At 68.8% G+C, this 4,107-nt stretch carries 3 protein-coding genes and 1 pseudogene; all 4 read right to left on the reverse strand.

What is annotated here, in order from left to right; genetic code table 11:
• Positions 1 to 418: IPT/TIG domain-containing protein (locus tag LN042_RS36500; protein WP_230055773.1), on the reverse strand; the 418-nt coding region annotated here is incomplete at its 3' end.
• Between the two features lie 179 nt (positions 419 to 597).
• Positions 598 to 1,389, reverse strand: a complete 792-nt coding sequence (locus LN042_RS36505) for an IPT/TIG domain-containing protein (RefSeq protein WP_230055774.1) — start codon at positions 1,387 to 1,389, stop codon at positions 598 to 600.
• A 307-nt stretch (positions 1,390 to 1,696) separates the two neighbouring features.
• The gene (locus tag LN042_RS36510) at positions 1,697 to 2,392 is read right to left on the reverse strand and encodes a hypothetical protein (protein ID WP_230055775.1); all 696 of its coding nucleotides are present in this window, start codon (positions 2,390 to 2,392) and stop codon (positions 1,697 to 1,699) included.
• 518 nt (positions 2,393 to 2,910) lie between these two features.
• Positions 2,911 to 3,957: pseudogene (locus LN042_RS36515) on the reverse strand (IS701 family transposase); the annotation flags it as partial.
• Positions 3,958 to 4,107: the final 150 nt, after the last annotated feature.

The following is a 4,107-nucleotide window of genomic DNA, read 5'->3' on the forward strand; positions in this document are numbered from 1 at the left end:
CCGCCGGGGCAGTCACGGTGATCTGCGTCCCGGTGTCGCTGAGGATGGTGGCGGGGTTGGCACCAAACTTCACCAAGGTGGCGCCGGACAGGTTGGAGCCGTTGAGGGTCACCGTGTTGCCGCCCGAGGTGGGACCGGAGGCGGGATTGAGACTGCTGAGGACGGGTGCTGGCGTGTAGGTGAAGAGCACGTTCTGGTTGCTGGTGCCCGTCGGCGCCGTGACCGTGACCTGCACCGTACCGGTTCCTGCGGGGGTCTTGGCCGTGATCACGGTGTCGCTCACGATGACGAAGTAGGTGCCGTTGGCGCCGAACCTGACCTGCGTGGCGCCGGTGAAGCCGGAGCCGGTGATGATGACGCTGGTACCGCCGGCTGGAGCACCTTGGGCGGGGCTGACGCTGGTCACTACGGGGGCCATGAGGCTCTTCTCCTTCTCCTGACGCCTGGGAGACGGTGTGCCCTGGCCGGTAGTTTGTCGGCCCAGGCACAGGGACGTCGCCGCCCGCCCCGCGCTGCGGACGGGCGGCGACTCCGTGGTCGTGCGGTCCGTGCCCGACCGTCCCTGAAGGCCGGGCACGGACCGGCCGTCCCTGACGATCAGACGATCGTGAAGGGCTCGGCGTTGGAGTTGCCGCCGCAGGTGTGGACCGTGATGCTTCCGAGCCCGGTGGCGAGTCCGCCGGGCACGGTGGCGACGAGCTGAGTGTCGCTGATGGGGGTGAAGACCGCGGTGGCGGTGGCGGCGGCGCTGTCGGTGAAGGTGACGGTGTCGACGTTGACGAAACCGGTGCCGTTGACGGTGATCTGGTCCCCCGCGGTACCCGATGCGGGCAGCACCGAAGTGATGGTCGGCGCGAGGTAGTAGTCGATCTGGGTGGTGCCCGAGGTGCTGGTGCCGCCGGCGGTGGTGATGGTCACCGGCTGGGTCGAGACCGTGGCGACCTGGCCCGGGTTGGCCGGCGCGGTGAAGGTGACCTGGTTCGACTGGGTGGGACTGACCGCCACGGTACCGACGGTGCCCATCGTGACGTGCGTGCCGGTGAGGAAGTTGGTGCCGAACAGCGTGACCGCACCGCCGGTGGCGGCCGACACGCAGGTAACGTTCGTCCCGGTGGTGGTCGGCGTGGCGATGACGAAGAACGGCAGCGCGTTGCTGGTGGCGCCGCTGCTGCTGGTGACGCTGACCGAGACCTGGCCGGAACACGGCGCCGAGCTGGGCACCACGAACGTGACCTGGGTGGCGGTGACCGTTGTCGGAGTGACCGTCGCCACACCGAAGTTCACCCTCGTCGTGGCCGACAGAGCGGTGCCGTTGATCTGGACGGTGTCCCCGGCCTTGCCCTGGTTGGTGGTGGTCGTCGTGTCCACCAGCGAAGTGATGGTTGCCATGATCTTTCTCCTTCGAACGTGCCTGCCGCCCTACCGCGAGCGAGCAGGAGCAGGCGGATGGATGACGCGGCTCGCAGCCGCATGGGCGGCCCCGTTGGGCGCAGTGGGGCAGGGGAACGTGTGAAGCCGTTGCCTCAGGGGCGCCTGGGCGGGTGGACCTGTGTGAAGCGGCGCGGCACCACCTCACGGGGCGCCGTCAACCTCGCTCAACTTCGCGGTTGCAGGGCAGTCCGGAGCAGGCATGGGCGCGTTCGCCCCTGCGCCACGAACCCGTCGCGGAAGAAGGCAGGTTGAATGCCCTGGGTTTTCAGCATGGGGAGGTCAAAGGGGCGGTGGCGGCGCAGTTGTTCGGGGCGTTGCCGGACACGTTGCCGGCGAGCAGCGTGATGGAGCCCGCGTTCTGGTAAATACCACCGCCGTTGACGCTGGCGGCGTTACCGGTGATGCTGCTTGCGGTCATCGTCAGCGCGGTATCGGTGTAGATGCCGCCGCCGTACGAGGCGTGGCTGCCCCGGACGGCGCCCGCGATTATGGTCACCGACCCGCCGAGGTTGGCGATGCCGCCGCCCACGCCGAGGCCGGCGTCACCGTTGCTGATCGTGACCGGGCCCAAGGTGAGCTGCCCGTGGGCAAGCGGGAATTGTGAGGGCCCGTCCACCTCGATGATGCGGAAGGAGGGCGCGTACGACGCACGGGTGATCTCGGTGGCCAGCCCGGTCATGGTAATCGGCGTTGTGATGTTCGGCAGGCCCGCCGGCCCTCCGCTGCCCCCCGTGCTGTGAGCACCGGTCAGGGTGTAGGTGCAAAACGGCGCAAGGATCAGGTCACCGCCCCCCGCGGCGTTGGCTTCGTCGACGGCATTGACCAATGCCATCTCGCTGCACGGCACAACCACCGCTTGCGCCGGACCCACGGCATCTGCGTGTGCTGTCCCAGCGGTGAGCAAGAACCCCCCGACCGCGCCGGATCCGGCCAGTAATCGAAATATGTTGATGGCTCGCACAACGCCTCCTTGGACGTATGAGCCACCCTCATCGGCCGACGCACAGAGCGCGTCGGCCGACGGCTTCCTCCGGTGGGTGCCCTCGCGAACCTGCGCCAGTATGCGCAGGCAGCGCTAGCTGCGCTCCCCAGCGGAGGGATGGGCAGCCCACCTGGTCAGATACCACAAGTAAGTCATCTGGGCTGCCTACCGACAAGAGCATTGACGGCGCGCCACCCATTCGGCGGAGCGCACGGGAGTGTCTAACTAGTACTCCAGTGTGACTTCGTGATCTATCCGGTTGAGGGCTCGGCGAGGCGTCGCCGGTAGTGGCTGCGGCGGGCGGTTGCTTGATGGCGTCTGCGCCAGTTTGACCAGGTCAGCAGGCTGTGCGGGGATGTGGCCGGTGGAACCAGGAAGACGCCGAGCAGGTGGCGGATCTCGGGGACGGTCAGATCGATCGGGTCGGTGTCGAGGGCGGGCCGGTTCGGTTGTGCGGTCCTGGCCGGCGTCGCGTCGGCGGCGAGGATGGCCAGGAAGGCCAGGAAGGCCAGGGCGAGCATGGCCAGGGTGATGTGCCGGTGCCAGGCGGTCCAGTGGCGGACCTGGTAGTGGTCCAGGCCGACCTGGCCTTTCGCGGCCTGGAAGCACTCCTCGACACACCACCTGGTCCCGGCCACCCGGACCAGCTCGGACAGCGGCACTCGTCTCGGGGACCAGCACAGGTAGAAGGCGAGTTCGCCGCTGTGCGGGTTGCGGCGGATCAGCAGGTGCCGGTGGCCGTCGGTACCGATCTCGATCCAGGCCCAGTCGTAGTAGCGCGGCCCCTTCGCGCCGGTTCCGGCGCTCTGCCGGTGCCAGGCCGAGGCGGGCAGGCGGTCGACCACGGCATCCGCGCGGACGGCGGTCCGCCCCTGATTGATCCGCACCCGCGTGCTGCAGGCGACGGCCAGGACGTAGCCGATCTCACGGGACTCCAACAGGGCACGCAAGGCCGGGTCTTGACCGTAGGCCTCGTCGCCGGTGACCCAGGAGGCGCCGATCCCTGCGTCCAGTGCCGCCGCGATCATCTGCCCGGCCAGCGTCGGCTTGGTCGCGAACTTCGTCTGGTCGGGCACCCCGGCACGGGTTCGGCGCTCGGCGTCCTGACACCACGAGGCGTCGGGCAGGTAGAGGCGACGATCGATCAACGCCCGTCCTCTGCTGGAGGCGTAGGCGAGGAAGACGCCGACCTGGGTGTTCTCGATCCGCCCTGCGGTGCCGGTGTACTGCCGCTGCACGCCCGCCGAGGCGGCGCCTTTCTTCAGGAAGCCGGTCTCGTCGACGATCAGCACGCCGTCGTCGGCGCCGAGGTGCTCGAAGACGTAGGCGCGGATGTCGTCGCGGACCGCGTCGGCGTCCCAACGGGTGGTTCGCAGCAGTCGCTGCATCGGCCCGGGGCGGGTATGGCCGGCCTGTTCGGCCAGCTGCCAGCAGTTCTTCCGCTCGACGCGGGACAGCAGGGCGAGCACGAAGGCACGGGCTGTCGCTCGCGGCTCCACCCGGCGGAACCGGCCTGCGATCCGCGCCATGGCCTGGTCGAACATCGCCCGCCAGCGGGCGGCGTCTATGCTGTGACCCGCGGCCACCGCATGATCGTCATGAGTCCACACAACCCTTGATGATCACGCGGTGGCCGTTGCCGTTCCCACCCGGCTTCAGCGCGAGATCACGAAGTCACACTGGAGTACTAGCCT

The sequence above is a fragment of the Kitasatospora humi genome, assembly GCF_020907985.1.
In the GTDB taxonomy this organism is placed as follows: Bacteria; Actinomycetota; Actinomycetes; order Streptomycetales; family Streptomycetaceae; genus Kitasatospora; species Kitasatospora humi.

Coding starts and splice junctions, on each gene's coding strand:
- LN042_RS36505 (WP_230055774.1), bottom strand. CDS start 1,389: ATGGCAACCATCACTTCGCTGGTGGACACGACGACCACCACCAACCAG.